General features: G+C 39.6%; 17 protein-coding genes and 1 pseudogene. 17 read left to right on the top strand and 1 reads right to left on the bottom strand.

What is annotated here, in order from left to right; genetic code table 11:
• Positions 1–2: 2 nt before the first annotated feature.
• From FD29_RS02940 to recN, 3 genes are read left to right on the top strand one after another with little or no spacing between them, the layout of a single operon-like run.
• Entirely contained in the window at positions 3–851 is an 849-nt protein-coding gene (locus FD29_RS02940; RefSeq protein WP_057887478.1) for a polyprenyl synthetase family protein, read from the top strand.
• A gap of 10 nt (positions 852–861) precedes the next feature.
• Positions 862–1686, top strand: a complete 825-nt coding sequence (locus FD29_RS02935; protein ID WP_057887477.1) for a TlyA family RNA methyltransferase — start codon at positions 862–864, stop codon at positions 1684–1686.
• 8 nt (positions 1687–1694) lie between these two features.
• On the top strand, positions 1695–3392 hold the full coding sequence (recN, locus tag FD29_RS02930; protein WP_057887476.1) for a DNA repair protein RecN: 1698 nt from the start codon (positions 1695–1697) through the stop codon (positions 3390–3392).
• Here the strand turns inward: recN and FD29_RS02925 are convergent.
• Positions 3384–3704: a hypothetical protein gene (locus FD29_RS02925; RefSeq protein WP_057887475.1), complete on the bottom strand. Its 321-nt coding sequence runs from the start codon at positions 3702–3704 to the stop codon at positions 3384–3386. The genes recN and FD29_RS02925 overlap by 9 nt on opposite strands.
• 179 nt (positions 3705–3883) lie before the next feature.
• On the opposite strand from FD29_RS02925, the gene gmk reads away from it, so the two are divergent.
• The 14 genes and pseudogenes from gmk (at position 3884) to FD29_RS02855 (ending at position 18579) form a co-directional block, all read left to right on the top strand.
• On the top strand, positions 3884–4495 hold the full coding sequence (gmk, locus tag FD29_RS02920) for a guanylate kinase (protein ID WP_057887474.1): 612 nt from the start codon (positions 3884–3886) through the stop codon (positions 4493–4495).
• A gap of 6 nt (positions 4496–4501) precedes the next feature.
• Positions 4502–4759, top strand: a complete 258-nt coding sequence (gene rpoZ, locus FD29_RS02915) for a DNA-directed RNA polymerase subunit omega (RefSeq protein ID WP_057887473.1) — start codon at positions 4502–4504, stop codon at positions 4757–4759.
• 74 nt (positions 4760–4833) lie between these two features.
• The gene (priA, locus tag FD29_RS02910; protein WP_057887472.1) at positions 4834–7242 is read left to right on the top strand and encodes a primosomal protein N'; all 2409 of its coding nucleotides are present in this window, start codon (positions 4834–4836) and stop codon (positions 7240–7242) included.
• 14 nt (positions 7243–7256) lie between these two features.
• On the top strand, positions 7257–8204 hold the full coding sequence (gene fmt, locus FD29_RS02905; protein WP_057887471.1) for a methionyl-tRNA formyltransferase: 948 nt from the start codon (positions 7257–7259) through the stop codon (positions 8202–8204).
• Complete coding sequence (gene rsmB, locus FD29_RS02900; RefSeq protein ID WP_057887470.1) at positions 8197–9519, top strand: 16S rRNA (cytosine(967)-C(5))-methyltransferase RsmB; 1323 nt, start codon at positions 8197–8199, stop codon at positions 9517–9519. The genes fmt and rsmB overlap by 8 nt, the downstream gene beginning before the upstream one ends.
• A 19-nt stretch (positions 9520–9538) precedes the next feature.
• Positions 9539–10285 (top strand): Stp1/IreP family PP2C-type Ser/Thr phosphatase, encoded by a 747-nt coding sequence (locus FD29_RS02895; RefSeq protein ID WP_057887469.1) that lies wholly within the window; start codon positions 9539–9541, stop codon positions 10283–10285.
• Positions 10286–12259, top strand: coding sequence for a Stk1 family PASTA domain-containing Ser/Thr kinase (gene pknB / locus FD29_RS02890; RefSeq protein WP_057887468.1), 1974 nt, complete (start codon positions 10286–10288; stop codon positions 12257–12259).
• 3 nt (positions 12260–12262) lie between these two features.
• Positions 12263–13153, top strand: coding sequence for a ribosome small subunit-dependent GTPase A (gene rsgA / locus FD29_RS02885; RefSeq protein ID WP_057887467.1), 891 nt, complete (start codon positions 12263–12265; stop codon positions 13151–13153).
• A gap of 13 nt (positions 13154–13166) precedes the next feature.
• Positions 13167–13841 (top strand): ribulose-phosphate 3-epimerase, encoded by a 675-nt coding sequence (rpe, locus tag FD29_RS02880; protein ID WP_083477750.1) that lies wholly within the window; start codon positions 13167–13169, stop codon positions 13839–13841.
• The gene (locus FD29_RS02875; RefSeq protein WP_057887466.1) at positions 13841–14500 is read left to right on the top strand and encodes a thiamine diphosphokinase; all 660 of its coding nucleotides are present in this window, start codon (positions 13841–13843) and stop codon (positions 14498–14500) included. Before rpe ends, FD29_RS02875 begins: the two co-directional genes overlap by 1 nt.
• A 785-nt stretch (positions 14501–15285) precedes the next feature.
• Positions 15286–16140, top strand: a complete 855-nt coding sequence (locus FD29_RS02870) for a MetQ/NlpA family ABC transporter substrate-binding protein (protein ID WP_057887465.1) — start codon at positions 15286–15288, stop codon at positions 16138–16140.
• Positions 16141–16170: 30 nt separating this feature from the next.
• On the top strand, positions 16171–16644 hold the full coding sequence (locus tag FD29_RS02865; protein WP_057887464.1) for an S-ribosylhomocysteine lyase: 474 nt from the start codon (positions 16171–16173) through the stop codon (positions 16642–16644).
• Positions 16645–16667: 23 nt separating this feature from the next.
• A complete protein-coding gene (locus FD29_RS02860; protein ID WP_057887463.1) occupies positions 16668–17444 on the top strand; it encodes an SDR family oxidoreductase in 777 nt (258 codons plus the stop codon).
• Between the two features lie 290 nt (positions 17445–17734).
• Positions 17735–18579: pseudogene (locus tag FD29_RS02855) on the top strand (MetQ/NlpA family ABC transporter substrate-binding protein).
• Positions 18580–18598 lie beyond the last annotated feature (19 nt).

Raw genomic sequence — 18598 nt, 5'->3', positions numbered from 1 at the left:
TTATGGAAATCAAAAAGTTTTCTGAATTTTGCGAACGAGTTTTACCCGATTTCAATCAATTTCTAGATGATCGTCTTAACGCAGAGATCAAGCAACCAACGCTTAGGGATGCAATGTTGTATTCACTGGATGCTGGTGGAAAACGAGTTCGTCCAATGTTGTTTTTTGCTGCAGCTTATTCTAGTGGCGTAAAGCTAGATGATCTGCCTAAGTATTACGATGTAGCTGGGGCAATTGAATTAGTTCACACGTATTCTTTGATCCACGATGATCTGCCCGAAATGGATGACAGCGATTATCGTCGAGGCAAACTGGCTAATCACAAGCAATTTGGCGTTGGTCCGGCAGTTTTGGCTGGCGATGGCTTGTTGACTCAGGCTTTCTATTGGATCGCTAAATCTAGTTTAGATACCGACAAACGGATGGCAGCCGTGAGAATTTTGGCTCATAATGCCGGCCCAATGGGCATGGTAGCTGGGCAAATGACTGACATCACGATGGAAGATAAAAAACTAGACGAAACTGAATTGACAACTTTACATAAACAAAAAACAGCCGACTTGATGACGGCTGCCGTAACGATTGGGGCTTTTTGTGCGGGACATAGTTTGTCGAAACACTTAGTTCAATACGCTGAAGATATTGGTTTAGCTTTTCAATTAAAAGATGATTTAGATGATTCAACTGATGGCGAGGATGTTGACAAGAACACCTTCCCTAATTTGATCGGCAAAAAAGCAACTGAAACTAAGTTGAATGATTTGGTCAAAGATGCTTTGAATGCGGTGCTAAAGGAAGAAAAATTCGATAAAAACTTATTGGTAAGCTTTTTGGATTATTTTAAAGAATAGGTGACATATATTGGCAAAAGAGAGAATTGATGTTTTATTAGTTCAACAAAATTTATTTGAATCGAGAGAACAGGCTAAACGTTCAGTTATGGCTGGTGAAGTCTATAATCAAGACAATTTACGTTTTGACAAGCCGGGGGAAAAGGTGCCTGTAGATACGGTCTTTCACTTGGCTAAGAACGCTCACAGTAAATACGTCAGTCGTGGTGGCTACAAGTTGGAAAAAGCTTTGAAGTCATTTGACATCGACTTGAAGGATCGAATCTGTTTGGATATCGGTTCTTCAACTGGCGGTTTTACGGACGTGGCTTTACAAAACGGTGCTACGAAAGTTTACGCTTTGGATGTGGGTTACAACCAATTGGCTTGGAAACTTCGTCAAGATAAACGAGTAGTCGTTATGGAGCGTGTCAACTTCCGTTACAGCAAGCCAGAAGATTTCAAAGAAGGTTTGCCAGGTTTTGCAATGACAGATGTTTCGTTCATCTCTTTGGAATTAATTTTGCCACCAATGTTCAATATTATTCTTCCTGGTTCCGACGCCGTTTGTTTGATCAAACCACAATTTGAAGCTGGTCCAGAGAATGTCGGCAAGCACGGAATTGTCAGAGATCACAAAGTGCATCAGATGGTTTTGGAAAAGATCACTAATTTTGCTAAAAACGCTGGTTTTATCGTATCCGGTTTGGACTTCTCACCAATCAAAGGTGGCGAAGGCAATATCGAATTCTTGATGCACATTCAAAAGCCAGAACACGAACAAGCTGGTGAGATCCTCGACAGTGTATCGGTTGAAAAGACTATGGAAGCAGCATACTCGGATCTTAATAAATAGGTGAAATAATGCTAAAAAAACTAATAATCAATAACTTTGCAATTATTAATAAATTGCAGATCGATTTTCATGCTGGAATGACGGCTTTGACTGGTGAAACTGGTGCTGGTAAGTCAATTATTATTGATGCTTTGGGATTATTGGTTGGAAGCAGGTCATCGATTGATTTTATTAGAACAGGGCAAGAGCAACTCAATGTGCAAGGACTATTTGAAGTAAAATCAAGTAGTCCTATTTTTGCTATTTTGGACGAATATGGAATCAGTCATGAAGATAATCAAATCATCATCAAACGCGAGATCAATCGCAAAGGTAGAAACGTCTGTCGGATCAATAATGAATTAGTTAAAACTAATGTTTTACGACAAGTTGGTCGCTTTCTAGTCGAGATCCACGGTCAAAATCAGCAGCAAGAGTTGTTGAATGAGGATAATCACATCAATATTCTGGATCGTTTTGCAGATGATAAGTTCCAAGCTGACTTGGCAAAATATCAAATCATGTTCAATGAATACTTGGAAAAACGCAGTCGTTTGCGAACGATTCAAAAGAATTCACAGAATTTAGTTCAAAGAATCGACATGTTGAAATTCCAAATCGAAGAAATCGACAGTGCTAAGGTAATTGCTGGCGAAGATGACAAATTAGAAGATGAGAAGAATCAATTGTCCAACTTCGAAAAGATCAGTTCTTCTCTGCAAGAGAGTTATCGTGGTTTGTCCGAAAATAATATTGGAGTCGTGGACGCTTTAGGCAATGTCCGGGACCAATTGGAAGATATTATGGACTACGATAAGTCGTATAAGGAATTATATGATTCGATCAACGGTGCTTACTACCAGTTGCAAGATAATGCGGCTACTATTTCTGATCAGTTGGAGAATCTCGACTTCGATGAGAATCGTCTGGATAATATTCAAAAGCGTTTGATTACTTTGGATGGCTTGAAGAAGAAATATGGTCCAACGCTGAATGAAGTGATCGAATTTGGCAAAAATGCTCATCATGAATTGTCCGAGATCGATATTGACGATAATACTGAGAAAAAACTGGAAAAAGAATTGATCGACTTACAAAATAAGTTGATCAGTTTAGGTAAGGAACTTTCCAAACAACGACACAAGACGGCAACAGCCTTAGAAAAATCGATCAATCATCAATTAAAAGATCTCTACATGCCTAATGCTAAATTTGGTGTTTCCTTTGAATCTTCAGCTGACGAGAGTCTGTCAGCCAACGGGATCGACCAAATCAGATTTGACTTGAAGACTAATGTTGGTGAAGATTTCAAACCGTTAGTCAAAGTTGCTTCAGGTGGTGAGTTGTCTCGAGTGATCTTAGCTTTTGAAGCAATCATTGCCGAGAAGATGAACGTCGAAACAATCGTCTTTGATGAAATCGATACTGGTGTCAGTGGGCGAGTTGCCCAGGCAATCGGAGATAAAATATATAAAGTTTCACAATTCCTGCAAGTTCTCTGTATTACTCATCTGCCACAAGTTGCTGCTATGAGTGATCGCCAATTCGAGATAGAAAAAGAGACCGTTAAAGACAAAACTGAAACGAAAGTTTCGTTGCTTAACGATCTCCAAAGAATTGAAGCGATATCCTTGATGTTAGCTGGGACCAAAGTGACTGATCTGACGAGAAAACATGCCCAGGAATTATTGGAATTAGCACAAGGCGAACAAAAGCGGTTAGATTAAGTTGATCGACTTGATTTGGCTTAAAGCTACAATGCTGAATAGTTTAGAATTTACTTTGAAAACGAATTTATTTTTATTAACTTGTGAAATAAATTTGCCTTGAAGTTGTTTGTCGTTTAACATTGTAATAACGACAGAATAATTTTTATGAAAACTCTGTTCTGAAAAAATCTGTAATTGTGTTAATGGCATTTGTTTGACCTGAGACACTGGTTTGAGTTCAAGATTGAAATCGAAATTATTGTTAATAAAGTTAGTGGTATTGTTGATTAGATTTGTAGTGAAACGATTGCGTAATTGTTTTGCTTGCATTTTTAAACCCCCGAACACTTGTTTGCATCTCCATTATACGAACCTGTGTTCGAAAGAGCAACTTTATTTTTCTATTTCTTAAAGAATTTTTAGTTTGACTAAGTGGCAAAGCTTGAAAAATGCGCGATTTTATTGCATTATAGATATCATATTATATAGATAGTAGGGATAATTTAATTATGTCAACAAGGGGAATGTTAATCGTTTTATCAGGTCCATCTGGAGTAGGTAAAGGAACTGTTAGAAAAGCTATGCTTAAGAATTCATCAATTAAGTTTGATTATTCTGTTTCGATGACTACTCGTCAAATGCGTCCTGGAGAAGTCGACGGAGTCGATTATTATTTCCGAACAAATGAAGAATTTGAAGAAGAAATAAAAAACGGCGGAATGTTAGAGTATGCTAAGTATGTTGATCATTACTACGGAACTCCTTTGAAGTACGTCAATCAAAAGCTTGATGCTGGGATCGATGTGTTGTTGGAGATCGAAGTCAATGGTGCCATGCAAGTCCGTGAAAAAATGCCGGATGGCGTCTTTATTTTCCTAACGCCACCTGATTTGACAAGTTTAAGAGATCGTATTACTCACCGTGGAACAGACGACGAGAAGACAATCGACAAACGTATGGAAAAGGCTAAAAAAGAAATCCAAATGATGACAAGCTATGACTATGCCGTCGTAAATGATAAAATACCTAATGCAGTTGAAAAAATTGAAGGTATAATTACAAGTGAACACTTGAGAGTGGCTCGTGTAATTGACAAATACAAAAAAATAATAGGAGATTAATAATTTATGATTATTTATCCATCAATTGATAAACTTTTAGACCGAGTAGATTCTCGTTATTCACTAGCAGTTCTTGCTGCTAAAAGAGCCCACCAACTTGAAAATGGTGATATCGAATTGTTAAATCACTATGAATCACCAAGAACTGTTGGCCGTGCACTTGAAGAGATCGCCGATGATAAGATTGAAATCGATCCTAATTCAATCCTTCTTGAAAAAGAAGCAGAAAAGATTGAAGAAGAGAAAAAAGAAGACAACGAATAAAAATTATTCCTTCACTGATTTTCGGATTGGTGGAGGATTTTTTATTCTAAACAAAAATATCATAGGTGGTTTTTATGTCAGTAGCAGAGATAATTGTAGATGTACCTACAATGCAAACCAACAGACCTTTTGAATATTTGATCCCGGATGCTTTATCCGATGTCGTAGTACCAGGGATGCGGGTAGAAGTACCCTTTGGCCGTGGCAAACGTAAGATTCAAGGATTTGTAATGAAAGTAAAGGATACCAGCGACTTCCAAGGCAAACTCAAACCGATCGTACGAGTGATCGATCTGAAGCCAGTTTTATCAAATGAGATGTTGAAACTGTCTTATTGGTTGGCTGATCGGACGTATTCATTTCAAATTTCCTGTCTTCAAACGATGTTGCCCAGTGTTATGCGGGCCAAATATAAACAATTTGTCGTTCCTATCGTGGAAAATGATCCTGAAGTAGTGGCTTTGTTGCAAGGTAAGCCAACTTTTGAGATCACTAATCAACTCGATGATGAAACGATCAAATTGATCAATAAATTACGTAAAAATAAAAAAGTCGACATTCAATATGTCGTCCAAAATCAAGCAGTACAAGTGAAACGTCAAGCAGTAACGACGGATTTGAATGTCATCCAATTGCACGAAGAAAAGAGCAAACTGCGCGCTAATGCCAAAGCTCAAATCAAACTTTTGGAATATCTAACAGCACATTTGCACGATCTGCCAGTGGAATTCAATGTTTTAGAAAAAGACTACGGAATCTCTCGAGCAGCAATCAAGACGGCTGAAAAGAATCATCTAGTCAAGATCACTGAAGTGACGAAACTCCGAAAGCCAGTCGGTATGACTCCAGAGAAGACGACTAAAATGTCTTTGACAGATGAGCAAAAACAAGCAGTCGACCAGATAGACGAAGCTATCACAGATGAAGATCCAAAGACCTTTTTGATTGAAGGAGTCACCGGCAGTGGCAAGACGGAAGTTTATTTGCAGTCGATCGACAAGGCTTTACAGCAAGGTAAAACCGCTCTGATGCTAGTACCTGAAATTTCTTTGACGCCTCAAATGGTCAATCGAGTCGTTGGCAGATTCGGAGATCAAGTAGCAGTTTTGCACAGTGGACTTTCTAATGGTGAACGTTACGATGAGTGGACGCGAATTGAGAATCACGAGGTTAAGGTAGTGGTTGGAGCCAGAAGTGCCATTTTTGCTCCCTTGGAGAATATTGGCCTGATCATCATTGATGAGGAACATGAGGCCAGTTATAAACAAGACGACAATCCCAGATACCATGCGCGTGATGTAGCTTTGTGGCGGGCTAAAGTCAACAAGAGCCCAGTAGTTTTGGGGAGCGCTACGCCATCTTTGGAATCACGAGCTAGAGCCGAAAAGGGCGTTTATCAGATGATTCGAATGAAGAAACGAGTCAATGAACAAAAATTGCCTCAAGTTCAAATCGTCGATATGCGGGATGCGGAAAATTCAGCCGTTAAAGGTGATTTTTCGCCAGTTTTGCAAGCTAGTCTGCAAGAAACTTTAAACAAACACGATCAAGCCATTATTTTGTTGAATCGGCGGGGTTATTCGTCGTTTATGATGTGTCGGGAATGCGGTTTTGTTTTAAAATGCCCTAATTGCGATGTTTCACTGACGTATCACAAGGATCTTGGCAAGATGAAGTGCCATTATTGCGGCCATGAGGAACCAATGCCCCAATTTTGCCCTAACTGTCGCAGTAAAAAGATCGGCTTTTATGGGACTGGAACGCAAAATATCGAACAGCAATTGAATGATTTGTTCCCACAAGCTAGAGTTTTGCGTATGGATGTCGATACGACTAGAAGAAAAGGGGCCCATGCAAAGATCTTGAGTCAATTTGGTCAGCACAAAGCCGATATTTTGTTGGGTACGCAAATGATCGCTAAAGGATTGGATTTTCCAGACGTAACTTTAGTTGGGGTCATTAACGCTGACACTACCTTGAGCTTGGCTGATTTTCGTGCTAGTGAACGGACTTTCCAATTGTTGACGCAAGTGAGTGGCCGAGCTGGTCGAGCCCAAAAGTCTGGGCATGTGGTGATCCAAACCTTTAATCCGGATCACTATGCTATCAAAGATGCGGCTAAACAAGATTACGAAACGTTCTTTAAACAAGAAATGTATATCAGACACCAGTCCAATTACACGCCTTATTACTTTACGACTTTGATCAGTGTAGCTAATCAAGATGAAGGTAAAACTTTAAAGCGGAGCTATTGGTTGAAGAAACAGCTTCAAACGGCTCTTTCTGATGATGCAATTTTATTGGGACCAAGTCCGACGATGATTTCACGTAAACAAAACAAATATTATTACCAAATTATTGTAAAATATAAGCATGAGCCAAAATTGCATCAACGATTGTTGGAAATTTTAAATGAGACACAAGCTGATGCTAAAAGTGGATTTACAGTTGCGATCGACAATGAGCCGCAACATATCGATTAAGTGAGGGTGATTGAATGACAAGAGTTATTTTTCTAGGAACACCAGAATTTTCAGCTACAGTTATGAAAGGTTTGATCAAAGAAGGCTACGATATCGTTGCTGCTGTGACACAACCAGACAAGCCAGTAGGAAGAAAGCAAAAATTACAAAAGAGTCCAGTTAAGTTGATTGCTGAGGATGAAAATATCAAGCTGTATCAACCGGCTAAGTTGCCAGGCAGCCCTGAGGTTGAAGAGTTAAAGAGTCTCAATGCAGATTTGATCATTACGGCAGCTTATGGACAATTTTTGCCTACCAGTTTTTTAAACTCAGCTAAAGTAGCAGCCATCAATGTTCACGGTTCATTGTTACCTAAGTATCGTGGTGGAGCTCCAATTCAGTGGTCGCTTCTAAATGGCGATAAAGAAACTGGGATTACGATCATGTACATGGTCAAAGGAATGGATGCCGGCGATATCATCAGTCAAGAAAAGATTGCAATCACTGATGACGATGACAATGGCAGTTTGTTTGAGAAGATGGCTGTTGTTGGACGAGAATTGTTGTTGGATACTGTACCAAAGATTTTGAGTGGCGATATAGCACCAGTAGCACAAGACCCTGATAAAGTCGTCTTTTCACCAAACATTTCTAAAGAACAAGAACACATCGACTTTACTAAGTCAGCGCAACAAGTTCACAATCAGATCAGAGCCTTGAGTCCTGATCCAGGTGCTTGGATGATGTTGAATGGTCAAAGAACGAAGCTTTATAAGACCAATGTTGAAGAGATAAATTCTGATCAAGCGGCCGGCACAGTTTATGATTTAGGTAAGAAACGCTTAGTCATCGTAGCTGGCGATGGTCAAGGCGTAGCAATCAAAAGAATTCAACCAGCCGGTAAAAAAGTTATGGATATTGCCAATTATATGAATGGTTTAGGCAAAAACTTAGAAAAAGGACAACAAGTCATTGATGAATAATAATCCACGTGCATTAGCTGTAGAAGCATTAACTAGAGTTTTCCAAAATAAGGCTTACTCGAATATTGAGATCAATAATATTTTGAAGAAAGCTGAAATGTCAGACGCCGACAGTCGTTTGATGACTAATATCGTTTACGGCGTCATTCAAAATAGATATGTTTTGGAATATCAACTAGAACCATATATCAAAGATAAAAAACTCGATCTTTGGTTGGATCTTTTATTGCAGACAGCCGTTTATCAATTAGCCTATTTGGATAAAATACCAGCTCATGCTGTTTTGAACGAATCGACGGAAGTCGCTAAACAACGTGCCAATCAAGGGGCTGCTAACTTAGTCAATGCTGTTTTGAGAAATTATCAACGCCACGGTTCCAGAATCATGCCAGGTTCTGATTCAATTTACGACATGAGTCGTTTGTACAGTGTTCCTCGCTGGTTAGTTGAGCTATTCGAAAACCAACAAGGCAAGAAGAAGACTAAGGAAATTTTGAAGTCGATCAATCAGCCTTCACATATTTCAATTCGTGTAAATACTAATAAGACGACAGTTGCTGACTTGATGGAAACGTTGAATGCTCAAGGATTCGACATGAAGCCAAGTAAAATCTCATCAGTTGGCTTAGTGTGTGAACATGGCAATCTAGTCAACACAGACGAATTTAGAAATGGTTTATATACTATTCAAGATGAAAGCTCAATGTTAGTTGCTCCAGCTTTGGACGTTCAACCTGACAGTCAAGTGCTCGATGCTTGTGCTGCTCCTGGTGGTAAGACGACTCACATCGCCAGCTACATCAAAGATGGTGCCGTTACAGCTTTGGATATTCACAAACACAAGACCAAGTTGATTCGTGAAAATAGTCAAAGAATGGGTTATAGCGATATTATAAGTACAGGTGCGATCGATGCTCGTAAAGCCAAGGACGTTTTGAATATGAACTTTGACCGTATTTTGGTCGATGCTCCATGTTCTGGACTAGGTTTGATGCGCAGAAAGCCTGAATTGAGATATTTCCGTCAAGAAGAAGATTTGATGAACTTGCAACGAGTTCAATTACAAATCCTTGACAGCTTGGTCGATCTTCTTAAAGTTAACGGTAAAATGGTCTTCAGTACATGTACCTTTGACGATCAAGAGAACGAACAAGTTGTTGAGAAATTCTTGGCAGCGCACAAGAACTTTGAACTTGAACCAGTTAAACATGAAGCAGCGATGGATAAATCCGTTAAAGATGGCATGCTTAAAGTTCTACCAAGCGATTACTTTACAGATGGATTCTTCATAGCTACTTTTGTTAGAAAAAACTAAAGAGGTAAGGTTTAAACTGATGGAATATGCGTTATTAACTGATGTTGGAAAACTCAGGGAAAACAATCAGGATTACGTGAATGTTTTCAAAAATAAAAAAGATATCGTCTTTGGGATCGTTGCCGACGGAATGGGTGGCCACCGTGGTGGGGATGTTGCCTCAGACATGGCTGTTTCTCATTTAGGACACAATTTTGAAGAATCGGATGTTGATAACATTGAAGAATTGCGTGAATGGATCATCCGTGAATTAAGCAAAGAAAACGATCGAATCGTTTCGGTCTCCAATCAATTCGATGATTTGAACGGAATGGGAACGACGATGGTCGGCGTCTTTTTCGTGGATCAAAAATTAATGGTCGTTAATGTCGGCGACTCCAGATGTTATATCTACACTGATGGAGAATTGAAGCAACTCAGCGTCGATCACTCTTTAGTGCACGAGTTACTAGAGACTGGTCAAATAAGCCCTGAGGAAGCTGAGAATCATCCTCAGAAGAACATCATTACGCAAACGTTGGGCGTTTCACAGACCGTTCAACCGCGGGTAAAGAATTTTGATCTAGTCGACAATGCCATTATTTTGTTATGTACCGATGGTTTGACGAATATGGTTCCCGAAAATGAAATTAAAGATATTTTGTCGAAACAGATGAGTTTAGAAACTAAGTGTCATCTGTTGATCGACAAAGCCAATGCCGCTGGTGGAAGGGATAATATTACCGCCTTGCTCTTTTCTACCAAAGATAACGGAGGTAATCACTAGATGGAGAAAGGTTACCTAGTAGGCGGTCGTTATGAGATCCTAGGTACACTTGGTGAAGGCGGAATGGCCAATGTCTATTTGGCCAATGACACACTTTTGAACCGTAAGGTTGCTGTTAAAGCGCTGCGGTACGATCTTCAAGATGACGAATCGGTTAAAAGGAGATTTGGGCGTGAAGCTAGGGCAACTAGTGGTCTCTCTAATCCCAATATCGTAAATGTCTTAGATGTCGGCAATGATGACGGCGTGCAATATATCGTCATCGAATACGTTGATGGTCCGAATCTAAAGAAGTACATTAGGACCCACTATCCGATCCCATATCGCGAAGTTGTCGATATTATGAAACAGATCTGTATGGCAGTAGCTGATGCTCATGAGCACAGAATTATCCATCGTGATCTTAAACCAGAAAATATTTTGGTAGATGAGAAAAAAGACCCTCTCCAAGTCAAAGTGTCTGATTTTGGGATTGCTTTGGCTTTGAGCGAACGGTCGATCACACGGACCAATTCGCTTTTGGGTTCAGTACACTACATGTCGCCTGAACAGATCAGAGGACGTTCAGCAACTGTACTATCCGATATTTATGCTTTGGGAATAATCTTATTCGAATTGTTGACTAAGCATGTACCATTTACCGGAGATACGGCTGTGACAGTGGCTTTGAAGCACTCTAAGGAAGATATGCCGGATCTACGTAAGATTGACCCAGACATTCCTCAACCACTGGAGAACGTAGTTTTGAAGGCCACAGCAAAGGACCCTGACCAACGTTACCAATCAGTCAGAGAGATGTGCGACGATTTAAATACGTGTCTGATGCCCGAACGTGGCGATGAACCTAAGTTTATCCCGACCCCTATAAATGATTTAGAAGAAACAAGAGTCATGGAGCCACTTGATAAAACAAGCGATAAATCCACGGCTCCAACTAAGAAACCTCAAAAACTCGATCGCAAGCGTAAGATTATTTTGATTGCTTCGATCGTGCCAGTTATTATTGTCTTGTTCCTGATTGCTATGGTGATCAAAAGCAACCAAGAGACCACAGTTCCGGACCTCTTTAACTTGACTATGAAACAAGCCAATGTGATGTTGAAGAGTTCCAATTTGACAGCTGGCGATATTTCTAAGGAAAACGACGACGATGTGGAAGCGGGACACGTGATCAAGTCGATTCCAGCCAAGGGTTTGAAGTTGAAAAATGGTGCCAAAGTCAATTTAGTTGTCAGCTTAGGTGCAACTTATTACAAAATGCCTAAATTAATTGGTAAGCAATATGAAGATGTTTCGAGTAATTTGAAACGTCGTGGCTTTAAAGTAAGAGTGAACTACAAAGCGACAAATGAATATGATGCCGGTACGATCATCAAACAAAGTATCCCTGGCGGCAAAAAAGTCGTTACTAAGAATAAGTCGTTGACCTTAACCTTAGCTAAGGCTAAGACTATCAAGCCTAAAGTTGTCAAAGTCCGTGATTTGACCGGCTACAACCTCAAGAGCATCCAAGATTATGCTACAGAAGTCGGTTTGACTTTGAATACTTCGTACGAGTATTCTGACGATGTTGAAGAAGGCCTTTTGGTCAGTCAAACGCCAAGTGCCAACAGTACGATCAATCAAGGTGGAACTTTGTCAGTCGTGATCTCTAAGGGACCTGATTCTGATAAGACCACTACGACCGACAAGGAAAGCGATGGCAACGGCACTAATAACACTAACAGCAATGGTTCTTCGTCAACAAGTACGGTGACAAAGGATATTACGATTCCTTACGATGCGGGTGGCAATAATAGTATTACGATCTATATTTCTGACGCCACGCACAGTATCAATACTGTTTATAAGACGATGAACATTACTGCTGATACACCAGTAACTTTGAGTTTTAATTTAAAAGATGGACAAACTGGATCCTACGTAGTCGAACGTGACAATAAGACTGTTCTTGGCGGTTCAGTAAATGGGTGATGTATGGAAAGAATTGGAAGAATTATAAAGTCGATCAGTGGATTTTATGATGTAATTGACGATGAAAGTGAAGAACTAATCAGAACTAGAGCTCGAGGCAATTTCCGCAAGCGTAAGATCAAACCACTAGTTGGCGACAAAGTTTCCTATGATGCGACCGGCGATCTAGGATATATTCTGGAGATTTTGCCACGAGAGAATAGTTTAGTTCGTCCACCGATAGCTAATATCGATCAAGCTATCGTGGTCACTTCAGCGGCGGAACCTAATTTTTCAAGCAATTTGTTGGATAAAATTTTGGTCAATATCGAGCATAATTCGATTGAACCAGTCGTTTATTTAACTAAATCAGATCTATTAACGACGGAAAAGTACCAAGAATTGCAAAAAATAATGCAAGGGTACCGTGAAGCTGGCTATCAAGTTTTTGACGATCAAGAAGCTTATAATGATGATCAACTGGATAGACTGGAAAAGACCTTTGCTGACAAAGTAACGGTCTTTACAGGTCAATCTGGGGCTGGAAAGTCGACTTTGCTGAACCATATCGATAAGGAACTTGGTTTGGCCACGGCTGAAATCTCTCAAGTGTTGAATCGTGGTAAGCATACGACTAGACAAGTGTCATTGTTCAATATTGCTGATGGCTTGGTAGCTGATACGCCAGGATTTTCATCGATCGATCTGATGGATATCACCCCAGAAGAATTGCCAACGCTTTTCCCAGAATTTTTGGAATACAGTGGCGAATGTCAATTCCGAGGCTGCCGTCATGTCAATGAACCCAACTGTAAAGTCAAAGAAGAGTTGGCTGAAGGTAAGATAATGCACAGTCGTTATGACGATTATTTATACTTTTTGAACGAAATTAATTCTTACAAAAAAAGATATTGAGGAGCTGAATCAAATGACAATAAAAATTGCACCTTCAATTTTATCTGCAGATATTATGAATCTAGAACGTGATGTTAGAGCAGCTGACAAAGCTGGTGCTGACGTCTTTCACATTGATTTAATGGATGGTAACTTTGTACCAAACATGTCCTTTAGCCCTAGTGTGGTCGAGGGGATGCGTCGAGTGACTGACAAACCGCTTGATATTCATATGATGATGCAAAATCCTGATGCTTATATCAAACCAATCGTTGATGCTGGTGCCAGTACGATTTTGATCCATGCCGAAAGTACACAGCACATTTATCGTTCGATTGAATTGGTAAAGAGCTACGGAGTCCGTGCTGGTGTCGTAGTCAATCCAGGTACACCTTTGGAAACTGTGAAAGAATTGTTCCCAATTATTGACCGGATCTTGGTTATGACAGTCAACCCTGGTTTTGGTGGTCAAAAATTCATTCCCGGTATGACTAAGAAGATCCAACGGTTGGACCAATTGCGTCAAACTGCTGCCGATGATAATTTTGATATCGAAGTTGACGGTGGGGTCAACCCTGAAACGATTCGTCAATGTGCTAAAGCCGGTGCTGATATTTTTGTAGCCGGATCATATCTTTTTGATGGCAACGATGCCGATCTAAAAGGTAGAATCGATAACCTTCGTTCCTTGGCAGCGGTTGAACAGTAATGAAACGAGTAAATATTCTTTTAGGCGGACCACAGAGCGAATATCCAAAGGAATTGAGCCAAAGTATCAAGGCTATTCCTGGACCTTGGGTGGGTGCTGATCGGGGAAGTTTGCACTTGCTGAAAAATGGCATCGTTCCGCAGATTGCCATTGGTGACTTTGATTCGATCGACAAGAAAGAACAAAAGTTATTACGGGATAATGTGCCAGTCTTCAAAAAATTTCCCCCCGAAAAAGATGATACTGATTCAGAGTTGTGCTTGTTAGCGGCTAGGGAAGCCTATAATGCGCAAGAATACTACGTTTATGGTGCAACTGGTGGGCGGATAGACCATTTTTTGGTCAATCTGTTCTTGCCATTTGATCCACGATTCTTGGACTTTTACGATAAACTGTATTACAAGTCGGCTACTAATACGATCAGGTTTTATCGTCCTGGTCGCTATACGATTTTTCACGAGAACGGAATGAAATATGTCGCTTTTGTCAATTTGGGCCCAGTAACGCACCTGAATCTGTTTGATGCTAAGTACAAATTGACCGATTTCAGTGCGGGACATCCAATCAGTTGGGCCAGCAATGAATTTGTCAAAGGGACGATCGATTTCAGTTTTGAAAGTGGAATAATTGCGGTTATTCAGAGTAAAGACAAAAAATAATAAAAATTTTTTATTTAATTAATTATAATTTTCTAAAATTTGGTATCCCTCAGCTGGATGCCTTTTTTTATGCCCTAGAAATGAATTTTTAAAACCATTGGTATAGTTAGTTATAGACGATATGCAAGCTAGAAATAGATATATTTTTTGAAAGTAATGTTGACAAGTTAATAATGCAAGAGTAAATTAATCACCAATCAAACAATTAAAACTTATTTAATCTAATTAGACGTTGAAGAGAAGAGTAAGTTAACGAGTAGTTTTGACAGTGACCGTCAGATAGTGAAAAGGCGGAACGAAAGTTTAACTGAAGATGAGCTTGGAGTCTTACCTAGGTGAAAGCCAAAGGTACGCAAGGATGCGATATCATCCCGGACATATAATATATGTGTCGTTGAGGTATTTTGTGCAAGCAAAATATAAATTAGGGTGGTACCACGTTTAGAGGCGTCCCTATATCAAAGCAATAGCTTTGGTATAGGGACGCCTTTTTTTATGGATTCTTAGTGGCTTTGCCACTTAGAATCCATTATCCGAACGTTCCGGTGGATCGTTCGGATTTGAGCTGACGAAGGTAAATTTTAGGACGAGATTCACAGCATAGTTTATATAAGTGGATCGTTCAGATCAAAGCTGACAAAGGTTAGATAAATACCACGATTTCTAATCGCATTAGAATTAAATTAAATAAGCAAATTCAACGGAGGAGGCATTGGATGTTTGATTTTTGGTTCGCACCAACTTAGAGAGTAACTTGTATTGGAATTATGAGGAGGAGAATGGAAATGAGAAAAGGGAAAAAGATATTTTTTACAGCATTGTTAGCTTTATCACTGGTTTTATTAGTCGGATGCGGAAAGAGTGCCAGTGCAGCCAAGAGCAATACCATAACTATTGGCTCACAAGGATCTGACTTGAACATCTGGGAACATATTGCCAAGAGTTCTCAAGCAAAGAAATTAGGTCTCAATATTAAAACCAAGGAAATCACCGACGGAGCGCAATTGAACACTGCCACAAGTTCAGGCCAAGTCGATGTCAATGCCTTTCAATCATGGTCTTACTACGAGGCTTATAACAAACAGAATCCTAAAGGTAAGTTATCAGCCTTAGGAACAACTTATTTGGAACCTTTGGGAATTTATTCCAAGAAGTACAAGAGCATCGAAGAGATTCCAGATGGTACTACCGTAGCGATTGCTAACAATCCTGCCAACACATCGCGTGATCTACTACTACTACAAAAAGCCGGTTTGATCACTTTGAAGAAAAACTTCAATGCCTTAGGCAATACCAAAGATATCACTTCAAATCCTAAGAATTTGAAATTCAAAGAAATCGACGATACTACCGGACCACGTGTTTTAAATGATGTGCCAGTCGTTCTCATTTCCAACACCGTAGCCTTGGAGGGCGGACTTCATGTTTTGACCGATTCAATCTATCACGAACAAGTTGATCAAAGTACTAAAGATAACGTCAATATCCTAGCTACAGCTGAAAAGAATAAGAACAATGCAAGTTACAAGAAACTTGTTAAGTTGTATCACAACAAAGAGATCCAAGCATATATCAAGAAAAAGTATTACGGAACTAAGATCGAAGTTAATAAACCATTAACATATTTGGAAAATAAATAATAAATAAACATTTTAAGGAGATATTTAATTATGGCTAAAGTTGAAAGTTTTACATTGGATCACACAAAGGTAAAGGCACCATATGTACGTTTGATCACTGAAGAACACGGAGCAAAGGGCGACACGATTTCAAATTACGATCTACGTTTGGTTCAACCAAATGAAAATGCTATTCCAACTGCTGGATTGCACACGATCGAACACTTGTTAGCTGGACTTTTGAGAGACCGTCTTGATGGCGTTATTGACTGTTCACCATTCGGTTGTCGAACAGGATTCCACTTGATCGTCTGGGGCGAACACTCAACTACTGAAGTTGCTACTGCTTTGAAGGGCGCCTTGGATGATATTGCTAATAAGATTGAATGGAAAGATGTTCAAGGAACTGACAAGTACAGTTGTGGTAACTATCGTGATCACTCATTGTTCTCAGCCAAAGAATGGTCCAAGAAGATTCTTGAAGAAGGAATTTCAAACGATCCATACGAACGTCACGTAATTTAATCAGAGTAAGGAAGGGTCAATCTATGAGTCTATTCACATCTTTAGAAAAGAAAATCGTGCTTGTAACTGGCGGTTATCAAGGTATTGGTCGCCAAGTAGTTGAGACTTTTCAGAATGAAAAAGCCATTGTCATTGCTGCCAATCTGGCATATCAAAATAAAACTTTACGACAAATAAATGATCAGGAATATCAGATCAACCTAGATGTCAGTGATGAAAAGAGTGTTTCTAATCTAGCTGACCAACTAAAAACTCAAAACTTAACTCCCAACATTTTAGTCAACGTTGCTGGTATTTCCACGATGGATTATTTGATTGAAAGCAAAACTTCCGATTTTGACAAGACGATTGCGGTGAATACGCGTGGTACGTATTTAGTCAGCAAATATATCGTCTCACTGATGGTCGCCGCCAAACGACCAGGCAAAGTAGTTCTGATTGCATCTCAAGCTGGCAAGAATGGCTATCGGGCCATGGCTGCATACGTAGCCTCCAAACATGCCGTACTTGGTTTGACCAAGACCTTGGCGATTGAAGTCGCCCATGACCAGATCAATGTCAATGCCGTTTGTCCTGGAATCATCGAAACTTCCATGAAGCATCGTGAGAGAAAAGATGGCGCCAAGATTCGCGGTTTAACGCCCGATGACATTGAAAAGGAAGATAATAGTCAAGTACCTTTGGGACGAACAGGAACTCCTGAAGATGTGGCCAATGTAGTATTGTTTCTCGCTAGTCCGTTGTCAGATTACATGACAGGTCAAGGAATCAATGTTACTGGTGGAATGACGATGAATTAAAGACATTGAAGAGAATAGTAAATTAAATTAGTAGTTTTGAAGAGTGACCACTGTCTAGTGAAAAGGTGGAACAAAAGTTTAATTGAATGAACTCTGAGTCTTATCTGCGGTGCAAGCCAAGGGTACGCAAGGATGCGATATCATCCCAGACATGTTAGTGTCGTCGAGGTATTTTGTGTAAACAAAGTACAAATTAGGGTGGTATCACGCAAAAAGCGTCCCTATATCAAAGGATTTACTTTGGTATAGGGACGCTTTTTTAATAATTTTTTAGGAGAAGGAGAACGAAAATGAGAAGGGGAAAAAATTTATTATTCGCATTAGCTTTATTCTTTACGGTCTTTCTATTGGCTGGTTGTGGCAAACAATCTCAAGCCGCTAAAACGGATACGGTCACAGTTGGCTCGCATACATCTGATCTAGATATTTGGCAACATATTGCTAAAAGCAAGCAGGCTAAGGAATTAGGTTTGACGATTAAAATCAAGCAACCAGCGATGGTCAAGTTGATGTTAATGCCTTTCAATCCTTATCGTATTTGGAAGCTTATAACAAGCAAAATCCTAAGGGAAAATTAGCCGTTTTAGGAACTACGTATTTAGAACCACTTGGGGTTTATTCAAAGAAGTATAAAAAAATCAGCCAGATCCCTGATGGAACTACCATCGCCATCGCCAATGATCCAGCTAATACTTCTCGTGGCTTGCTACTTTTGAAAAACGCCGGATTGATCACTCTAAAGAAGGATTTCAATGCCTTTAGTGACACTAAAGATATTGCCAGCAATCCACATCATTTCAAATTCAAGGAAATTGATGATACCACAGGCCCACGTGTTTTAGGTGATGTGCCAGTTGTTTTGATTGGTAACAGTATCGCTTTAGCCAGTGGATTGCACGTCCTGCAAGATTCAATCTATCACGAAAAAGTTGAACAAGATACTAAGAATAACGTCAATGTTTTAGCTACAGCTGAAAAGAATAAAGATAATGCCGCATACAAGAAATTAGTCAAGCTATACCACAACAAGGCTATTCAAAAATTCATCAATAAAAAGTATTACGGAACTAAAGTGGAAGTTAATAAACCACTCTCATACTTCCTACGATTAGTCAAGTGGATATATAGAAAATGAGAGTATTCTAAACAGTACT

The sequence above is a fragment of the Companilactobacillus mindensis DSM 14500 genome (assembly GCF_001434275.1).
Lineage (GTDB): Bacteria > Bacillota > Bacilli > Lactobacillales > Lactobacillaceae > Companilactobacillus > Companilactobacillus mindensis.
The sequence above is the reverse complement of the archived record's forward strand: the minus strand, read 5'-3'. Positions and strand labels throughout refer to the sequence as shown.